Genomic DNA, 17236 nt, shown 5'->3' on the forward strand with positions numbered 1-17236 from the left:
AGCGGCGGCAGGCATCATAGAACCATGATGCGCTAAGAGAGAAGAAACATGATTCGAGTGGTGCTGGTCGATGACCATGTGGTGGTGCGTTCAGGCTTTGCGCAGTTACTCAGCCTCGAAGAAGATCTCGAGGTGGTTGGCCAGTTCAGCAGCTCGGCGCAAGCCTGGCCGGCGCTGCTGCGCGACGATGTCGACGTGGCGGTCATGGATATCGCCATGCCGGATGAGAACGGCCTGAGCCTGCTAAAGCGCCTGCGCGCGCAAAAGCCGCAGTTCCGCGCCATCATTCTCAGTATTTACGACACCCCCACCTTCGTGCAGAGCGCACTTGATGCCGGCGCCAGCGGCTATCTGACCAAACGCTGCGGCCCGGAGGAGCTCGTGCAGGCGGTGCGTTCCGTCGGTATGGGCGGACACTACCTGTGCGCCGATGCGCTGCGGGCGCTGCGCTGCGGAGAGCAACCGGCGCAGGTGCTGGAGGTGCTCACCCCGCGTGAACGCGAAGTCTTTGATTTGCTGGTTAAAGGCGACAGCGTCAAGGAGATCGCCTTCAAGCTCGAGCTCAGCCATAAGACGGTGCACGTCCATCGCGCCAACGTGCTGGGCAAACTGCAGTGTCACAGCACCATTGATCTGGTCCATTTCGCCCTCGACCACCAGCTGCTGGCGGGTCATTAATGTCGCGCAGCCTTCGCCACGGGGTGATTTCGCTGTTCATCGTGCTGGCCTGGGGAAGCGGCTGGCTAATGCTGTGGACGCTCGGGTTTTACCTGACCCATAACGGCCAGCAGGCGGCGCTGTTCCTGCCGCACGGCGTCTATCTGGCGCTGCTGATCCTGCTTTCGCGCCGCTACTGGCCCGCGCTGGCGCTGCCTCCCATGCTGATGCTGCTCTGGCTGCACGGCGAACAGCTGCTGAACGGCTATCTTCTGCTGGCCGCGCCCTTGATCGGCCTGCTCCCCGCCGGCATCGCCCAGCAGTTCTGGCACCGCTTCCCCCTTTACTGGCAGCGGCTGACGCTGCTGCTGGCCACGGTTACCGCCAGCGCATTACTCAACACCGCCCTGCTGTCGCCGTTTGTGAAAAGCCCGGCGATGATGCTCGGCCTGGCCTCGTTTACCGGCGGGGTGCTGCTGACGCCGTTTGTCTATCTGATCTTTGAATTCCTGCGCCAGCAGCACCGCTACCACCTGCTGGGGCTGGATACCAACAATCCGCCGCTGCGCACCTCGCTGATCATCTGGTGCAGCCTGTTCTTTATCATCGGTATCGGCACCCAAATGGTGTTGTCGCCGGAAATCGAGCGCCTGCTGCTGATTGTGGTATTTCTGCCTAACGTGGTGATGGCGTGGAAGTTCGGCTGGCAGGGCGGCGTCCTCTCCGGCCTGCTGGGCAGCATGATGATCACCATCGCCCGCCAGGTTGGCGTTGGATTCAGCAATCTGGTGGAGCTGGAGATTTTTCTGGCCACCCAGGCGCTGCTCGGCATCGGGCTGGGGATTGCCATCAGCCGCCAGCAGCACCTCGCGCAAAACCTGCACCACTATCGCCAGCGGCTGGAAGCGGAGCTGGCGGCGCGGCGGGCGCTGGCCGAAAAGCTGATCCATACCGAAGAGGATACGCGCAAAAGCCTGGCGCGCGAGCTGCACGATGAAATCGGCCAGAATATTACCGCCATTCAGATCCAGTCGCAGCTGGTAAAGCGGGCGCGCGATCCGGCGCAAACTCAGGCCGCCGCCAGCCAGATTAACGATCTCGCCCGACGCATTCACCACTCCACCCGCCAGCTGCTGCGCCAGCTGCGCCCTCCGGCCCTCGATGAGCTGTCGTTTAAAGAGGCGCTGCACCATCTGCTCAATGAGTTTGCCTTTGCCGAGCGCGGTATCCGCTGCCGCTTTGACTACCGGCTCACCGCCACGCCGGAGAGCGAAACGGTACGCTTCACCCTCTATCGGCTGCTGCAGGAGCTGCTTAATAACGTCTGTAAGCACGCCGACGCCAGCGAAGTCGCCATTGCCCTGTTTCAGCAGGGCGCGCTGCTGCGCCTGGAGGTAAAAGACAACGGCATCGGACTTCGCGCCGACCAAATGGCCGGCTTCGGCATTCAGGGCATGCGTGAACGGGTCAGCGCCCTCGGCGGAGAGCTGACGCTGGAGTCGCAGCGCGGCACACGCGTAATTGTTAACTTGCCCACAAATTTGCAACAAACAGCCGGCTAACCAGGAAAAAGTCTTAGTCACTGCGGACTTTCTCTCATCCCCTTTCGATTTCACTTTCATATAGTCAGCAAAACGGAGACGGCTATGCACGCACGCTCAGCAACCGACATCAATCACCATTACCGGACGCTGCGTCCGCAGTTGCTGATGTACATGGTCATCGGATATGCGGCGTTTTATCTGACGCGCAAAAGCGTCAACTACGTATTGCCGGCGCTGCAAACGGATCTGGGGCTGGATAAAGGCGATATTGGCCTGCTGGGGTCGCTGTTTTATCTGACCTACGGCCTGTCGAAGTTTGCCGCCGGGCTGTGGCACGACAGCCACGGGCAGCGCTGGTTTATGGGCGCGGGCCTGTTCGCCACCGGTCTACTGAACGTGGTGTTCGCCTTTGGCGAGTCGCTGACGCTGCTGCTGGCGGTCTGGACGCTGAACGGATTTTTTCAGGGCTGGGGCTGGCCTCCCTGCGCCCGCCTGCTGACCCACTGGTACTCGCGCAACGAACGCGGCTTCTGGTGGGGCTGCTGGAATATGTCGATCAATATCGGCGGGGCGATTATCCCGCTGATTAGCGCCTTTGCCGCCCACTGGTGGGGCTGGCAGGCGGCGATGCTGGCACCGGGGATGATCAGCATGGCATCAGGCATCTGGTTAACGCTACAGCTGAAAGGAACGCCCCGCGAAGAGGGATTGCCTTCAGTAGGCAGCTGGCGTAACGACCCGCTGGAGCTGCGCCAGGAGCGGCAAAGCCCGCCGATGGGGCTATGGCAGATGCTGCGCACCACGATGCTGAAGAATCCGATGATCTGGCTGCTGGGCGTCTCTTACGTGCTGGTCTACCTGATCCGCATCGCGCTCAACGACTGGGGCAACATCTGGCTGACGGAGAGCCACGGCGTCAATCTGCTCAGCGCCAACGCCACGGTGATGCTGTTTGAAGCGGGCGGTCTGCTCGGGGCGCTGTTCGCCGGATGGGGTTCGGATCTGCTGTTCAGCGGCCAGCGGGCGCCGATGATTTTATTGTTCACGCTGGGGCTGATGGTCTCCGTCGCCGCGCTCTGGCTGGCGCCGGTGCACCACTACGCGCTGCTGGCGGTCTGTTTCTTTACGGTGGGCTTCTTCGTTTTTGGCCCGCAAATGCTGATTGGCCTCGCGGCGGTGGAGTGCGGACACAAAGCGGCGGCGGGTTCCATCAGCGGATTTCTCGGCCTGTTCGCCTATTTGGGGGCAGCGCTGGCGGGCTGGCCTCTGTCGCTGGTCATTGAACGCTACGGCTGGTCGGGGATGTTCAGTTTGCTCTCGGTCGCCGCAGTTCTGATGGGTTTATTGCTGATGCCGCTGCTGATGGCGAGCATTACTACCTCTGCTGCTCAAAGGATAAAATAATGAAAAAAACGCTGGTCACTACCCTGATTGCTTCCGGCATTGCGCTGGCGACGTTAAGCGGCGCGGCGCACGCCAAAGGTCGTCTGGTGGTCTATTGCAGCGCCACCAACGAAATGTGTGAAGCCGAAACCAAAGCCTTCGGCGAAAAATATGACGTGAAAACCTCATTTATTCGCAACGGTTCCGGCAGCACGCTGGCGAAGGTCGATGCCGAGAAGAAAAACCCGCAGGCGGATGTCTGGTACGGCGGCACCCTCGACCCGCAGTCCCAGGCCGGTGAAATGGGCCTGCTGCAGCCCTATAAATCGCCGAATCTTACGCAGGTCATGGAGCAGTTCCGCGATCCGGCGAAGCTGAAAGGCAACTACTCCTCGGCGGTGTACGTTGGCATTCTCGGCTTCGGCGTAAACACCCAGCGCCTGAAAGAGAAAAATCTGCCGGTGCCGAAATGCTGGAAAGATCTGACCAAACCGGAATATAAAGGCGAAATCCAGATTGCCGACCCGCAGAGTTCCGGCACCGCCTACACCGCGCTGGCGACCTTCGCCCAGCTGTGGGGGGACGATCAGGCTTTCGATTATCTTAAACAGCTCAACGCTAACGTCTCCCAGTACACGAAATCCGGTATCGCCCCGGCGCGCAACGCCGCCCGCGGTGAAACGGCCATCGGCATCGGCTTCCTGCACGACTATTCGCTGGAAAAAGAACAGGGCGCGCCGCTGGAGCTGATCTCGCCGTGCGAAGGCACCGGCTATGAAATTGGCGGCATCAGTATCCTGAAGGGCGCGCGCAACCTCGACAACGCCAAACTGTTTGTCGACTGGGTGCTGTCGAAAGAGGCCCAGGAGCTGGCGTGGAAGAAAGGTAAGTCTTATCAGATCCTGACCAACACCACCGCCGAAACCTCGCCGAACTCGCTGAAGCTCGACGACCTGAAGCTCATCAACTATGACATGGATAAATACGGCTCAACGGACGTGCGTAAAGCGCTCATCAATAAATGGGTTAGCGAAGTGAAGATGGGTAAATAAGCCCGCATTGCGTTCATTTGCCGGGTGGCGGCATCAACGCCCTACCCGGCCTACGACACCGGAAAACTTATGTCACACACACTTGCACTCCATCCCGTGAAAAAGCGGGATGCGATATTCCTTTGGGTTTTATTCGGCTGGCTGGCGTTTGCCCTGCTGCCGAGCTGGAGCCTGGATTACGGTCTGCTGGAGTCCACGAGCGATGAAATTCTCGCGGCCTACGGCTGGTCACAGCTGAATATCAGCTGGCTGTGGTATCTGCTGCCGAGCCTGCTGCTGATTCGTCCATGGCAGGAGGCGAGGCGGGAGCAGCGCAGCCGCCACTATCTCGATGCCGGCTGGGCGTTTTTATGTATGGCGTTTATCGTCGTCAGCGCCACCGTGGAAGGCCGCGGGTTAGGCTACGCCACCATCGTGCTGTTTGTCGCGCTGGGGGCCATCATGACCCTGGCGCTCACCCGCCTGGAATGGCTGGGCGGCGACCGCTTTGTGATCGGTTCGCTGGTCGCCATCGTGGCGTTAATCGGCGTCTTTATCGTCTGGCCGAGCATCGCTATTTTTATCCCGATCTTCACCAACGACGCGGGCGAATTTGCTCCGCTGGCGTTTATGGCCGTGCTGTCGCAGGCGCATATTGTCCAGGTCATTATTAACTCGATCGGCCTGTCAATTGCGGTAGGCGTCGGCTGCACCTTCTTTGGCCTGGTGCTGGCGATTTACACCACCCGCATCGCGAAGCGCAGCGCGATTATCGGCCGCATTTTCTCGATTCTGCCGATCGTCACCCCGCCGTTTGTCGTCGGCCTCGGCGTCACCCTGATGATGGGCCGTTCCGGCTACGTTACCGAACTGATGGTCGACTGGTTCGGCTTAACCAACACCAACTGGCTGTACGGATTTACCGGCATCTGGCTGGCGCAGGTGCTGGCGTTCACCCCGATGGCGTTTATGATCCTCGACGGCGCGATTAAGACCATTCATCCATCGCTGGAGGAGGCGTCGTACACCCTGCGCGCCAGCCGCTGGCAGACCTTCAACGGCGTCTTCGTCCCGCTGCTGAAACCAGCGCTGGCGAACGCGTTTTTAATCGTCATCGTCCAGTCGCTGGCCGACTTCAGCAACCCGCTGGTGCTCGGCGGCAACTTCGACGTGCTGGCGACGCAAATCTACTTCTATATCACCGGTTCGCAGCTCGATTATCAGGCCGCCAGTACCCTCGGCGCATTCCTGCTGCTGTTCTCGCTGCTGGTGTTCTGCATTCAGTATATGTGGATCGGCAAGCGTTCGTACGTCACGGTTTCCGGCAAGTCCTATCGCGGCGACGTGCAGCCGCTGCCGGTGACCCTGGTGTGGAGCGTGATCGCCATTCTGGCGGTGTGGATCGCCTTCAATGCCCTGCTCTACGGCAGCATTTTCTACGGCAGCTTTACCGTTAACTGGGGCGTGGACTACACCCTGACGCTGGATAACTTTATCAAGCTGTTCGGCCAGGGGATGAGCGACGGCGCCTGGCCTTCGCTGCTCGATACTCTGCTGTATGCCGGGATCGCCGCGCCGATCACCGCCGCCTTCGGCCTGCTGATCGCCTGGATCGTGGTGCGTCAGCAGTTTAAAGGCAAAAAGACCATCGAGTTCACCACCATGCTGTGCTTCGCGGTGCCGGGCACCGTGGCGGGCGTCTCCTATATTCTCGCCTTTAACAGCGCGCCGGTGTACCTCACCGGAACGGCGGCGATAGTGATTATCTCGATGGTGATGCGTAACGTGCCGGTGGGCATTCGGGCGGGCATTGCCGGTTTAGGCCAGATCGACAAATCGCTCGACGAAGCCTCGCTCAGCCTGCGCGCGGGTTCCCTGCGCACCATTACGCATATCCTGCTGCCGCTGCTGCGCCCGGCGATCCTCTCGGCGCTGATCTACAGCTTTGTGCGCGCCATTACCACCGTCAGCGCCATTGTGTTCCTCGTGACGCCGGACACCCGCGTCGCTACCGCCTATATCCTCAACCGGGTGGAAGACGGCGAATACGGCGTGGCGATCGCCTACGGATCGATTCTGATCGTCGTGATGCTGGCGATTATTTTCCTCTTTGACTGGCTGATCGGGGAAGCGCGTATCTCCCGTTCAAAAGCCAAAAACCAGGCGTAATGGAGCGCTCTATGAGTCAGAAAAATTTTGTTGAGCTGCGCAACGTCACCAAGCGATTCGGCAGCAACATGGTTATCGACAATATCAACCTCACCATCCCGCAGGGGCAAATGGTGACGCTGCTCGGCCCTTCCGGCTGCGGCAAGACCACCATCCTGCGCCTGGTGGCCGGGCTGGAAAAACCGAGCGAAGGGCAGATTTACATCGACGGTGAAGACGTCACCCATCGCTCCATTCAGCAGCGCGATATCTGTATGGTGTTTCAGTCGTACGCCTTGTTCCCGCATATGTCGCTGGGGGATAACGTCGGCTACGGCCTGAAAATGCTTGGCGTGCCGCGCGGCGACGTGAAAGCGCGGGTGAAAGAGGCGCTGGCGATGGTCGATCTGGAAGGATTCGAAGACCGCTATGTCGATCAGATCTCCGGCGGCCAGCAGCAGCGCGTGGCGCTGGCGCGCGCCCTGATCCTCAAGCCGAAGGTGCTGCTGTTTGACGAGCCGTTGAGTAACCTCGACGCCAACCTGCGGCGCAGCATGCGCGATAAGATCCGCGAACTGCAAAAGCAGTTTGATATCACCTCGCTGTACGTGACCCACGATCAGAGCGAAGCCTTTGCGGTTTCCGATACCGTGCTGGTGATGAACAAGGGGCATATCATGCAGATCGGCTCGCCGCAGGAGCTTTACCGCCAGCCCGCGTCGCGCTTTATGGCGAGCTTTATGGGCGACGCCAACCTGTTCCCGGCCGCCTTCAGCGAGGATTTTGTCGATATTTATGGCTATCGGCTGCCGAGGCCGCCGCATTTTGCCGCCCACGGCGAGGGCAGCGTCGGCGTCCGCCCGGAGGCGATCACCCTGAGCGATCGCGGCGAGGAGAGCCAGCGCTGCACGATCCGCCACGTGGCCTATATGGGGCCGCAGTATGAGGTGACGGTAGAGTGGCACGGGCAGGAGATCTTATTGCAGGTTAACGCCACCCGTCTGCAGCCGGACGTCGGCGAGCACTATTATCTCGAAATCCATCCGTACGGGATGTTTGTGTTAGCGGATGCCTGGTGATTGAGGCCGGGTAGCGCTCACGCTTAGCCGGCCTACGGTTCGTGCAGGTTGTAGGCCGGGTAAGGCATCAGCCGCCACCCGGCGCAAACTCAACGCTGCGCGTTCAATTCGGCAATATCCTTCGGCGTCGTGCGGCAGCAGCCGCCAATCAGCTTCGCTCCCGCCGCCAGCCACTGGGGTAAATATCCCGCCAGCGTTGCACAGGCTTCGCCGTGGTGATGCCAGGTTTTGGAGACCGGGTCATAGTGCTCGCCGGAATTAGGATAAACCACCAGCGGCAGCGCCGTCAGGCTATGCAGATGCGCCAGCGCGGCGGTGGTGTTCTCCAGCGCGATACAGTTAATTCCCAGCGCCACCACCTGCGGATAGTTTGCCAGCACACCAATTACTTCCCGCAGCGGCGTGCCGTCGCTGAGGTGCTGCGCATCGCGCAGGGTAAACGAGAACCACGCCCGCGCGCGCGGATACGCGGTCAGCAGCTCCGCCAGCGCTTTAATCTCGGCGAAGTTGGGTAGGGTTTCGCAGGCCAGCAGATCGGCCCCGGCGTCGAGCAGCGCTTCCACGCGCGGACGATGAAACGCCTGAAATTCTTCATGGCTGCGGAGATAATCGCCGCGATACTCCGAGCCGTCCGCCAGGTAGGCGCCGTACGGCCCGACCGAACCGGCAACCAGCAGCGCGCCCGCCTGCGGGTTTTCCGCCAGGTACGCCTCCCGCGCCTTGCGGGCCAGCTCGACGCTTTTGCCGATCAGCGCTTTCGACTGCGCTTCATCCAGCCCGCGGGCGGCAAAGCCCGCCGGCGTCGCCTGATAGCTGGCGGTGATCGCCACCTGCGCGCCGGCGCGGAAATAGTCGAGGTGAACTTCGCGGATAAGCTCCGGGTTGTCGACCAGCACTTTCGCCGACCACAGGCTGTCGGCAAGATTACAGCCGCGCGCTTCCAGCTCCGTCGCCATCGCGCCGTCCAGCAGGATAAAGGGCCTTGCGTCAAGGAGGGCGGTTAACGGATTATTCTGCGACATGTTGAGGCTCCTGGGTGAGTTTCCGTGAACGAGTCAGATAATACGCACCATAACACAGGGCCACGAACGGGATCCCGCACCACAGCGCAATCCTCTGACTCGGGTCAAACGCCAGACCCACGCAGGCCACCAGGCAAAGGACAAATCCCAGCGCCGGCACCAGCGGATACCACGGCGCGCGGTAGTGCAGTTCGCTTAGCGCCTTCCCCTGCTGCAGATGACGGCGGCGGAACATAAAGTGCGAGGCGCAGATGCTCAGCCATACCGCCACCACCGCAAAGCCGGAAATCGCCGACAGCGCGACAAACACCGTATCCGGGGCCACGACGCTGGAGAACAGCGCCAGCACGCCGCCGAGCATGCTCACCGAAATCGCCGTCAGCGGCACGCCGTTCCTGGTCAATTTGGTAAAACAGGCCGGCAGCGTGTTTTCATTGGAGAGCGACCACAGCATCCGCCCGGAGGCGTAGAGGCCGGAGTTGGCCGCCGACAGAATCGCCGTCAGGATCACGAAGTTAAAAATATCCGCCGCGTAAGGAATGCCGACCTTTTCGAACACCAGCACAAACGGGCTTTTCTCTACCCCCGCCTGCTGCATCGGGATCAGCGCCGCCAGCACGAAGACGGTGCCGATAAAAAAGATAATCAGCCGGGCGATGGTGGTGCGAATGGCCACCGGAATGACTTTATGCGGATTTTCCGTTTCCCCGGCCGCAATGCCGATAAGCTCGGTGCCGGAGAAAGCGAAGTTGACCGCCACCATGGTCATCAGGATCGGCAGACCGCCGTGCGGGAACCAGCCTTCGGCGGTGATATTGCGCAGCCCCGGCGCCGGCGAGCCATCCTGCATCGGAATAATGCCAAAGATCGCCGCCCCGCCGAGAATGATAAAGGCAATAATGGTGATCACTTTCACCAGCGAGAACCAGAATTCACCTTCGGCAAAGAAGCGGGTAGAGATAACGTTGAGGGCGAAAATCACCGCGCAGAACACCACGCACCAGACCCATACCGGCACCTGCGGGAACCAGTACTGCATGCAGAATCCGGCGGCGGTGAAGCTGGAGCCAAGCGCCACGGTCCAGGTCAGCCAGTAGAGCCAGGCCACGGTATAGCCGGTCGCCGGGCCGAGATAGCGTGCGGCGTAGACGTGAAACGCCCCGGTTTCCGGCATCGCCACCGAGAGTTCGCCCAGACACTGCATCACCAGCCAGACCACCAGCGCGCCGATCAGATAGGCCAGCAGCGTGCCCGCCGCTCCGGTGGTGGAGATGATATAGCCGGTATTAAAGAATAACCCTGTGCCAATAACGCCACCCAGCGACAGCATGATCAGGTGGCGGGTCTTCATGGTGCGCTTAAGCTGCCCACCTTGTTGTTGTGTTGTTTGCATTTGACCCCATGGGCGTATAGACATCTAAACATCCAGATAAGAGATTCCTTATACCCCGCCTGTCGCCAAATTGCAAAGCCGCCGGGCCTGTCATCTATGCATTCGCCCAAATCATCATCGCCACTTATGGGCAGAATAACGACAAAAGAGAAACCGTGATCGCCGCACTCAATAAATCAAAACACTGGTGATAATTTTACAAAACAATAAACCAGAAAAGGATAATGCCATGATACCCCGCGCTTTGCCTCTGTGGGCCGCCGCTGCCGCCGTCGGCCTTCTACCGCTGCACGCCGCTCAGGCCGCGAGTTCCGTGAAGTTTCCCGATAAAGTCTGTGATATCACCCACTACGGCGCAGAGGGCCACCGGCTGCAAATCGCGCTCAACACCGATGCCATTCAAAAAGCGATTGATGACTGCGCTGCCGCCGGAGGGGGAACGGTGCGGGTGCCGAAAGGCAATTTCCTGACCAACCCGCTGTTTCTGAAAAACAATATTCAGCTTAAGCTGGAGAAAGACGCCACCCTGGTGGCCTCAACCGAAGAGGCCGCCTATCGCGGCGATGATAAAACCCGATACGCCGAAGCGGAGAACGGCTGGCTGCCGTTTATCAGCATCGCCGACGCGCAAAACGTGGCCATCGTCGGTGAAGGCACTATCGACGGCCAGGGCGCGGTATGGTGGGAGCGCTGGCGGGAAAATATCCGCGCCACCGGCAAGAAAGGCGGTACCGACCGGCCGCGGCTGATTTATATCACCCGAGCCAGCAACGTGCTTATTGACGGCGTGACCCTCACCCATTCACCCAGCTTCCACGTCGTCACCCGCTACGCGCACGATGTCGATATCAACGGCACGCGTATTCTTTCACCGTGGCATGCGCCAAACACCGACGCCATCGACCCTATCGATAGCCAGAATATCCGTATTACCAACAACTATATCGACTGTAACGACGACCATATTGCCATCAAGGCGGAGAAAGCCGACCCGCGCTTCCCGGACGGCGTGGTGGATAACATCTATATCGCCAACAACACTCTGAAGCAGGGGCGCGGGATCTCCATCGGCAGCGAGAGCGCAGGCGGCGTGAATAACGTGCTGGTGGAAAACAATACCTTCGAAGGTTCGATGTACGGCATTCGGATTAAAAGCCCGCGCGGCAAAGGCGGCGAGGTAAAAAATATCGTCTACCGCAACATCAGAATGCATAACGTTGAGGTGCCGCTGGTGTTCTCCGCTTATTACAAAGCCGCGCCGATTGTGCAGGCCGAGGTCGATAAGCTGCTGCAGGCGGGCGGCTTTACCCTCGGCGAGCAGATCTATCCGCCGGACAGCGACCCGAAACAGCCCTTCGACAAATACAAGACCCCGCACTTCAGCAATATCACCGTTGAGAATTTAACCTCCACCGGCGACAGCAAAGCGGCGGCCTATATTATCGGTACCCCGGAAGCGCCGCTCAGCGGTTTCCATTTTAGCAACGTCAATATTGAAGCCGACCGCGGCCTGCGCATTCGCAACGCCGAGCTGGAGAGTAAAGGACTTAACCTGCAGGTGAAAGCAGGCCCGGTAATTCAAAAAGACGCTGGCGCCATCGTGCACCAGTAACGCCACATTTGCGGGCAGCTGCACCACGGCGACTCTTCCGCCGGGCGCGGTCTGCCCCTTTTTTGATCCTCGTTGGCGTAGAGCCTATCCCAACAGGCGTAATCGTTGCAGACAGTTTGCACACGGACAGCGCGCAAGAACCGGAACGTACACGTAGTACGTGAGGACTCTGAGCACTGCCCAGGGCCAAACTGGCAAATAAGATAGCCCTAATGGGATAGGTTCTTAAACCGCCGCGTTTATCAGCGGTATGCCCTGGCATTCTCTTTGCAACTCTCCCGATATCTTTATCTGGCGAGGCAACGAACATGACAGAGCAAACCACAACGCTAAAAAGAACGCTCGGCAGTTTCCGCTTATGGGGGATCGCCGTTGGGCTGGTTATTTCCGGGGAGTATTTCGGCTGGAGCTACGGCTGGTCCCAGGCCGGGACGCTGGGCTTTATGATCGTCGCGCTGGCCATCGCCGCGATGTACTGCGCCTTTATTTTTAGCTTTACCGAGCTGACCACCGCCATTCCGCATGCGGGTGGGCCATTTGCCTACGCCTACCGCGCCTTTGGCCCGACCGGCGGGTTTATCGCCGGCTTCGCGACCCTGATTGAATTCGTCTTCGCCCCGCCCGCCATCGCCATGGCCATCGGCGCCTACCTTAACGTGCAGTTTCCGGCGCTCGACCCCAAATGGGTAGCCTGCGGCGCCTATATTATCTTTATGACGCTGAATATTCTCGGCGTGGGCATTGCCGCCACCTTTGAGCTGGTGGTGACGTTATTAGCGATCTTCGAGCTGCTGGTATTTATGGGCGTGGTCGCGCCGGGCTTCTCGTGGAGCCACTTTACCGCTAACGGCTGGGCGGGCGCGGAGAGCTTCAGCGGCCTGGCGCTGCCGGGCATGTTTGCCGCCATCCCGTTTGCTATCTGGTTTTTTCTGGCGATTGAAGGTGCATCGATGGCCGCCGAAGAGGCTAAAGATCCGCAGCGCACCATTCCTCGGGCGCTGGGCGGCGGCATTCTGACCCTGACCGTACTGGCGATTGGCGTGATGATCTTTGCCGGCGGCGTGGGCGACTGGCGAACCCTGGCCAATATTAACGACCCGCTGCCGCAGGCGATGAAAATGGTGGTCGGCAACAGCAGCGGCTGGCTGCATATGCTGGTGTGGCTGGGGCTGTTCGGCCTGGTGGCGTCGTTCCACGGCATTATCATGGGCTACTCGCGACAGATTTACTCGCTGGCGCGCGCGGGCTATCTCCCCGCCAGCCTGGCGACGCTGAACCGCCGCACCCGCACGCCGCATCTGGCGATCCTCGCCGGCGGCGTGGTCGGCATCGCCGCCATTTTCTCCGATTCGCTGATCACTATTAGCGGGATGCCGCTGACCGCCTGTATCGTCACGATGTCGGTATTTGGCGCTATTGTTATGTATATCACCTCGATGGCGGCGCTGTTTAAACTGCGCCGCAGCGAGCCGAAGCTGATTCGACCGTTCCGCGCGCCGCTCTATCCATGGGCGCCGGCCTTCGCCCTGGCGATGGCGGTACTCTGCCTGGTGGCGATGGTCTGGTACAACCCGCTGCTGGCGCTGATTTTCGCCGCCATGATGCTCGGCGGCTATCTGTGGTTTCGCAAGACCGCAGCGGCCCGCCAGCGCGCGGCGGTGGATCCGCAGCTGCGTACGGTCTCCTGAGGAGGCGACACATGTATAAAACTACGCTATCGGGCCAGGTATGGCGCTTTGATAGTCTGAAAACGCTGATGGCGAAAGCCTCTCCCGCGCGTTCCGGCGACGCGCTGGCGGGGGTTATCGCCGGATCCGCCGAAGAGCGGATGGCGGCAAAAATGGCGCTGGCGGAGGTTCCGCTCACCGAGATTCTCGATAATCCGCTGATCCCCTACGAGCAGGATGAGGTGACCCGGCTGATCCTCGATACCCACGACGCCCGGGGCTTCGCGGCGATTCGTCATCTGACGGTCGGCGATTTTCGCGACTGGCTGCTCGACGACGCCACCGACGAAGCGGCGCTGCGCCAGGTCGCCCGCGCGATAACCCCGGAGATGGCCGCCGCGGTCAGCAAGCTGATGCGCAATCAGGATCTGATCCTCGCCGCCAGCAAATGCCGGGTGGTGACCCGTTTTCGCAACACTATCGGCCTGCCGGGGCGCCTGAGCGTGCGCCTGCAGCCCAATCACCCGACCGATGATATGAAAGGCATCGCCGCCAGCATGCTCGACGGCCTGCTGTACGGCGCCGGGGACGCGGTGATCGGCATTAACCCGGCCAGCGACAGCCTGCCGGTGCTGGCGCAGCTTAACCATATGCTCGACGATATTATTCAGCGCTTCGCCATCCCCACCCAGTCGTGCATTTTGACCCACGTCACCAACACCCTGCAGCTGATTGAGCGCGGCGCGCCGGTGGATCTGGTGTTTCAGTCGGTGGCCGGTACCGAAGCCGCCAACAGCGGTTTCGGCATTAATCTGGCGCTGCTGCAGGAGGCCAAAGAAGCGGCGCTTAGCCTGAACCGCGGCACGCTGGGCAACAACGTGATGTATTTTGAAACCGGCCAGGGCAGCTGCCTTTCCGCCAACGCCCACCACGGCGTTGATCAGCAGACCTGCGAAGCCCGCGCCTACGCCGTCGCCCGCCATTTCGAGCCGCTGCTGGTCAATACGGTGGTGGGCTTTATCGGCCCGGAGTATCTGTACGATGGTAAGCAGATTATCCGCGCCGGGCTGGAAGATCATTTCTGCGGCAAGCTGATGGGGCTGCCTATCGGCTGCGACGTTTGCTACACCAATCACGCCGAAGCGGATCAGGACGATATGGATACCCTGCTGACGCTGCTGTGCGCCGCCGGACTGACCTTTTTGATCGGCGTGCCGGGGGCTGACGATATTATGCTCAACTACCAAAGCACCTCGTTCCACGATGCCCTTTACGCCCGCCGTCTGCTGGGTTTGCAACATGCGCCTGAGTTCGCCGACTGGCTAACGAAGATGCAGATTATTGACCGCCACGGCGCGCTGCGTCTGACCGATGCCCGCCATCCGCTGCTTTCCGTCCTGCCGCAAGGAGAACCGGTATGAACCCTCCCGACGCCTGGAACCCGCTGCGCGAATTTACCGATGCGCGGATTGCGCTGGGCCGCAGCGGCGCCAGCCTGCCAACCCGCGAAGTGCTGAATTTCGGCCTCGCCCACGCCCGGGCGCGCGACGCTATCCACCAGCCTTTCGCCAGCGACCAGTTAGTCCAGCCGCTGGCGGAGCTGGGGCTGTCGACGCTGACCGTGCGTAGCGCCGCCAGCGATCGCCATATTTATCTGAATCGCCCGGATCTCGGGCGACAGCTGAACGAGGAGAGCCGCGCCGACCTCGCCGCCAGCGGCGCACGCCCCGCCGACCTGCTGCTGGTGATTGGCGACGGGCTATCGTCGTACGCCGTGCAGCGCCAGGCGGTGCCGCTGATCCGCGCTCTGCTGCCGTACCTGAAAACCCTCGGGCTGAGCCTCGCCCCGGTGGTGCTGGCGCACCAGTCGCGAGTCGCGCTCGGCGATGATATAGGCGAAACGCTGAAGGCCAGAGCGGTGGCGATATTAATTGGCGAAAGGCCCGGGCTCTCCTCGCCGGACAGCCTCGGGGTGTATTTAACCTGGCAGCCGCATCGCCAGCGGCTGGAGTCGGAGCGCAACTGTATTTCTAATATTCGTCCGGAAGGGCTGAGCTTTGATGCCGCCGCTTTTAAGCTGGCCTGGCTGCTGGAGCAGGCCTTTTTGCGGCGGCTTACCGGGGTGCGCCTGAAAGATGAAAGCGATAATCCGGCGCTACATGGAAAAATAAAACCTTTGAGCCAATTAAAATAATAAGTCACGCGAGCAGCAGAATAGATTTTTAATATTATCGGGCGCACCTGAATATTATATTCTGGCGCGCACTGAAATTGCGGATTTCCAGGCCGGGTAAGGCGTCAGCCGCCACCCGGCAAAATGCGTTCAGCGTACCCAAAACAGGGTTGTCATCAGCCTTATGCCCTTTCCTGCAGGTAATAAGAATATTGCATGAGTAAAAATGAAACGGACGTTGTAAGGTAATTCTGCGCATTAAATATATCTCGTTATCTATTCAACATAACAGCCAATAATTCGCCGGGTACGCTGGCGAATTATTTTTCAATGTTATGCAGTCATTGATGGTTAAAGATAAATAATCGACCGACGGTGAGGTAGCAATGAACAAGTTTTCCGGGAAAGCGTCTTTAATGGCCACGCTGGTTGCCGCGTGGGTCGGTGCCAGCAGCGCGCAGGCGGCTGAAATTAAAATCGGCGTGGTATTGCCGCTGAGCGGCGCGCTGAGCGGCTACGGTCAGCCTTCGCAAAAAGGGCTGGATATTATCCAGAGCATTACGCCGACGTTAAAAAACGGCGACACCGTGAAGCTTATCGTGATTGACGATAAGAGCGACAAGGTCGAAGCCGCTAACGCCATGCAGCGCCTGGTCTCCAGCGATAAAGTCGACGCGGTGATCGGCGAAGTCACCTCCTCCAATACCCTGGCGATGACCAAAATCGCCGACGACAGCAAAACGCCGCTGGTCTCCTCAACCGCCACCAACGACCGCGTCACCCGCAACCATCCTTACGTCAGCCGGGTCTGCTTCTCCGACAGCTTCCAGGGCGTGGTCGGCGCTAACCTCGCCTCGCGCGATCTGAAGGCCAAAACCGCCGCCATCGTCTTCGACAGCAGCAACGACTACTCCGTCGGCCTGGCGAAGGCCTTCCGCACGCAGTTCCTGAAAAACGGCGGCACCATACCTATCGAAGTTCAGGCCCCTGGCGGCAGCAAAGACTTTAAGGCCCAGTTGGCCAGCGTGAAGGCGAAGAACGTCGACATGATTTATATGCCGATTTACTACACCGAAGGGGCGCTCATCGCCGTACAGGCTAAACAGCTGGGGCTGAGCAAACCGGTGGTCGGCGGCGACGGACTGGCGGCGGATCAGGTCTTTTTTGACGTTGGTAAAGACGCGGTCAACGGCTATATGACCACCGACTACTACTCGCCGAACGCCAAAGAGCAAACGCCGGCGGGCGAGGTGTTTATCAAAGCCTGGGAAGCCAAATACCAGCAGCCGACCCATACCTGGGGCGCAATGGCGGCGGACGCTTATAACGTCATTATCAACGCCATGAACCAGTGCAGCGACCCGCACGACCGGGTTTGCGTTAACGAAAAAATTCGCGCCACTAAGGACTTCCAGGGCGTGACCGGCACGCTGACGTTACAAAACGGCGACGCTATCCGCAGCGCGGTCATCAACGAAGTGAAGGATGGCAAGCTGGCGTTTCGTACCGTGGTTAATCCTTAAGGTT

14 protein-coding genes are annotated in these 17236 nt (G+C 60.0%); 11 read left to right on the forward strand and 3 right to left on the reverse strand.

All coding sequences use genetic code 11. The features are described from left to right. The first annotated feature begins 48 nt into the window (after nucleotides 1-48). The 6 genes from GUC22_RS21230 to fbpC all read left to right on the forward strand — a co-directional run bounded on the left by GUC22_RS21230 (nucleotide 49) and on the right by fbpC (nucleotide 7842). Nucleotides 49-678 (forward strand): response regulator transcription factor, encoded by a 630-nt coding sequence (locus tag GUC22_RS21230; RefSeq protein ID WP_160183754.1) that lies wholly within the window; start codon nucleotides 49-51, stop codon nucleotides 676-678. Continuing rightward, a complete protein-coding gene (locus tag GUC22_RS21235) occupies nucleotides 678-2219 on the forward strand; it encodes an MASE1 domain-containing protein (RefSeq protein ID WP_064371480.1) in 1542 nt (513 codons plus the stop codon). Before GUC22_RS21230 ends, GUC22_RS21235 begins: the two co-directional genes overlap by 1 nt. An 84-nt stretch (nucleotides 2220-2303) precedes the next feature. Next, nucleotides 2304-3605: an MFS transporter family glucose-6-phosphate receptor UhpC gene (gene uhpC, locus GUC22_RS21240; protein ID WP_024359087.1), complete on the forward strand. Its 1302-nt coding sequence runs from the start codon at nucleotides 2304-2306 to the stop codon at nucleotides 3603-3605. Then, complete coding sequence (locus tag GUC22_RS21245) at nucleotides 3605-4636, forward strand: ABC transporter substrate-binding protein (RefSeq protein WP_131930400.1); 1032 nt, start codon at nucleotides 3605-3607, stop codon at nucleotides 4634-4636. Before uhpC ends, GUC22_RS21245 begins: the two co-directional genes overlap by 1 nt. Before the next feature lie 69 nt (nucleotides 4637-4705). Further along, nucleotides 4706-6784: an ABC transporter permease gene (locus tag GUC22_RS21250; RefSeq protein ID WP_160183755.1), complete on the forward strand. Its 2079-nt coding sequence runs from the start codon at nucleotides 4706-4708 to the stop codon at nucleotides 6782-6784. 11 nt (nucleotides 6785-6795) lie between these two features. Continuing rightward, on the forward strand, nucleotides 6796-7842 hold the full coding sequence (gene fbpC, locus GUC22_RS21255; protein ID WP_160183756.1) for a ferric ABC transporter ATP-binding protein: 1047 nt from the start codon (nucleotides 6796-6798) through the stop codon (nucleotides 7840-7842). Nucleotides 7843-7931: 89 nt separating this feature from the next. On the opposite strand, the gene mmuM is transcribed toward fbpC, so the two are convergent. Together mmuM and mmuP are read right to left on the reverse strand one after the other, a co-directional pair. Beyond that, on the reverse strand, nucleotides 7932-8864 hold the full coding sequence (gene mmuM, locus GUC22_RS21260) for a homocysteine S-methyltransferase (RefSeq protein WP_004133731.1): 933 nt from the start codon (nucleotides 8862-8864) through the stop codon (nucleotides 7932-7934). After that, the gene (gene mmuP / locus GUC22_RS21265) at nucleotides 8851-10257 is read right to left on the reverse strand and encodes an S-methylmethionine permease (protein ID WP_024359090.1); all 1407 of its coding nucleotides are present in this window, start codon (nucleotides 10255-10257) and stop codon (nucleotides 8851-8853) included. Before mmuP ends, mmuM begins: the two co-directional genes overlap by 14 nt. A 229-nt stretch (nucleotides 10258-10486) precedes the next feature. On the opposite strand from mmuP, the gene GUC22_RS21270 reads away from it, so the two are divergent. The 4 genes from GUC22_RS21270 (at nucleotide 10487) to eutC (ending at nucleotide 15730) form a co-directional block, all read left to right on the forward strand. Then, nucleotides 10487-11869 (forward strand): glycoside hydrolase family 28 protein, encoded by a 1383-nt coding sequence (locus GUC22_RS21270; protein WP_082237555.1) that lies wholly within the window; start codon nucleotides 10487-10489, stop codon nucleotides 11867-11869. Nucleotides 11870-12177: 308 nt separating this feature from the next. Continuing rightward, nucleotides 12178-13557: an ethanolamine permease gene (gene eat / locus GUC22_RS21275; RefSeq protein ID WP_004133736.1), complete on the forward strand. Its 1380-nt coding sequence runs from the start codon at nucleotides 12178-12180 to the stop codon at nucleotides 13555-13557. An 11-nt stretch (nucleotides 13558-13568) separates the two neighbouring features. Beyond that, entirely contained in the window at nucleotides 13569-14957 is a 1389-nt protein-coding gene (locus tag GUC22_RS21280; protein WP_049087353.1) for an ethanolamine ammonia-lyase subunit EutB, read from the forward strand. Beyond that, the gene (gene eutC / locus GUC22_RS21285; RefSeq protein ID WP_024359091.1) at nucleotides 14954-15730 is read left to right on the forward strand and encodes an ethanolamine ammonia-lyase subunit EutC; all 777 of its coding nucleotides are present in this window, start codon (nucleotides 14954-14956) and stop codon (nucleotides 15728-15730) included. The genes GUC22_RS21280 and eutC overlap by 4 nt, the downstream gene beginning before the upstream one ends. A gap of 259 nt (nucleotides 15731-15989) precedes the next feature. Here the strand turns inward: eutC and GUC22_RS27320 are convergent, their stop codons facing one another. Next, nucleotides 15990-16133 carry a hypothetical protein gene (locus GUC22_RS27320; protein ID WP_162685300.1) on the reverse strand — a complete coding sequence of 48 codons (144 nt, stop codon included), beginning with the start codon at nucleotides 16131-16133 and terminating at the stop codon, nucleotides 15990-15992. Between GUC22_RS27320 and GUC22_RS21290 the strand changes: the two genes are divergently transcribed. Further along, nucleotides 16126-17232, forward strand: coding sequence for an ABC transporter substrate-binding protein (locus GUC22_RS21290; RefSeq protein ID WP_024359092.1), 1107 nt, complete (start codon nucleotides 16126-16128; stop codon nucleotides 17230-17232). The genes GUC22_RS27320 and GUC22_RS21290 overlap by 8 nt on opposite strands. Nucleotides 17233-17236: the final 4 nt, after the last annotated feature.

Origin of the sequence: Klebsiella sp. MPUS7 (genome assembly GCF_009905335.1) — a bacterium.
In the GTDB taxonomy this organism is placed as follows: Bacteria; Pseudomonadota; Gammaproteobacteria; order Enterobacterales; family Enterobacteriaceae; genus Klebsiella; species Klebsiella grimontii.

Coding starts and splice junctions, on each gene's coding strand:
- GUC22_RS21230 (WP_160183754.1), top strand. CDS start 49: ATGATTCGAGTGGTGCTGGTCGATGACCATGTGGTGGTGCGTTCAGGC.
- GUC22_RS21235 (WP_064371480.1), top strand. CDS start 678: ATGTCGCGCAGCCTTCGCCACGGGGTGATTTCGCTGTTCATCGTGCTG.
- uhpC (WP_024359087.1), top strand. CDS start 2,304: ATGCACGCACGCTCAGCAACCGACATCAATCACCATTACCGGACGCTG.
- GUC22_RS21245 (WP_131930400.1), top strand. CDS start 3,605: ATGAAAAAAACGCTGGTCACTACCCTGATTGCTTCCGGCATTGCGCTG.
- GUC22_RS21250 (WP_160183755.1), top strand. CDS start 4,706: ATGTCACACACACTTGCACTCCATCCCGTGAAAAAGCGGGATGCGATA.
- fbpC (WP_160183756.1), top strand. CDS start 6,796: ATGAGTCAGAAAAATTTTGTTGAGCTGCGCAACGTCACCAAGCGATTC.
- mmuM (WP_004133731.1), bottom strand. CDS start 8,864: ATGTCGCAGAATAATCCGTTAACCGCCCTCCTTGACGCAAGGCCCTTT.
- mmuP (WP_024359090.1), bottom strand. CDS start 10,257: ATGCAAACAACACAACAACAAGGTGGGCAGCTTAAGCGCACCATGAAG.
- GUC22_RS21270 (WP_082237555.1), top strand. CDS start 10,487: ATGATACCCCGCGCTTTGCCTCTGTGGGCCGCCGCTGCCGCCGTCGGC.
- eat (WP_004133736.1), top strand. CDS start 12,178: ATGACAGAGCAAACCACAACGCTAAAAAGAACGCTCGGCAGTTTCCGC.
- GUC22_RS21280 (WP_049087353.1), top strand. CDS start 13,569: ATGTATAAAACTACGCTATCGGGCCAGGTATGGCGCTTTGATAGTCTG.
- eutC (WP_024359091.1), top strand. CDS start 14,954: ATGAACCCTCCCGACGCCTGGAACCCGCTGCGCGAATTTACCGATGCG.
- GUC22_RS21290 (WP_024359092.1), top strand. CDS start 16,126: ATGGCCACGCTGGTTGCCGCGTGGGTCGGTGCCAGCAGCGCGCAGGCG.